Here is an 889-nt window from a genome sequence, read left to right as displayed (position 1 = left end):
TTGCTCGTCGAGGAAGCCGCTCGCCTGTTGCAGACTTTCGGTGCGGAAACGCGGATTTTTGACCCGCGCGGTCTGCCGCACGCAGACGACGTCGACGTGAAGAACCATCCGAAGGTGAAGGAGCTGCTCGAGCTGTCGCTGTGGTCAGAGGGACACGTGTGGTGCAGCCCGGAGCGCCACGGAACCATCACCGGTCTGATAAAGACGCAGATTGACCACTTGCCACTCGTCAGTGGCGGTATCCGGCCGACGCAGGGGCGCACGCTTGCCGTCATGCAGGTCAGTGGGGGTTCGCAGTCGTTCAACTCGGTGAACCAGCTTCGTCAACTGGGACGATGGATGCGCATGTTCACCATCCCCAACCAGTCGTCTGTTGCCAAGGCATTTGAAGAGTTTGAAGAGAACGGCCGGATGAAGCCGTCTTCGTACTACGACCGCCTGGTTGACGTCATGGAAGAACTCGTGAAGTTCACGCTGCTGCTTCGCGGACGTGCCGCCTATCTCGTCGACCGCTACAGCGAGCGCGTGAAGGAGGACCGACCACTCGACCCCGCGACCGACCTGGCCTCCCAGGCAATCGCCGACCATTCCCGCAAGGAAGCGCAGGCGAGCAACCCATAAAGGACAGCGATGGCAACCATCGATTCGAAGTTAGCGGTCAAGGCGCTCGCAGCACTCGCGCACGAAACGCGTCTCTCAGTGTTCCGCCTTCTGGTGACAGCCGGGCGTTCGGGTATGAGTCCGGGCGCCATTGCCGAAAAGCTGGGCCTTCCGGCGCCCACGCTGTCATTCCACCTGAAGGAGCTCGCCCACGCGGAGCTTATCGAGGGCAAGAGTCAGGGTCGCTTCATCATTTACTGCGCCAGCTATGACCATATGCAGACGCTCA

At 60.9% G+C, this 889-nt stretch carries 2 protein-coding genes; both read left to right on the top strand.

Features of this window, described 5'->3' with window-relative positions:
- Positions 1 to 621, top strand: a 621-nt coding sequence (arsH, locus tag HV670_RS30190) for an arsenical resistance protein ArsH (protein ID WP_175108569.1), incomplete at its 5' end; no start/stop codon positions are given.
- Positions 622 to 630: 9 nt separating this feature from the next.
- The coding region (locus tag HV670_RS30185; protein ID WP_175108568.1) for an ArsR/SmtB family transcription factor at positions 631 to 889 on the top strand (259 nt) is incomplete at its 3' end.

Source organism: Pararobbsia alpina (genome assembly GCF_902859895.1).
In the GTDB taxonomy this organism is placed as follows: domain Bacteria; phylum Pseudomonadota; class Gammaproteobacteria; order Burkholderiales; family Burkholderiaceae; genus Pararobbsia; species Pararobbsia alpina.
The sequence above is the reverse complement of the archived record's forward strand: the minus strand, read 5'-3'. Positions and strand labels throughout refer to the sequence as shown.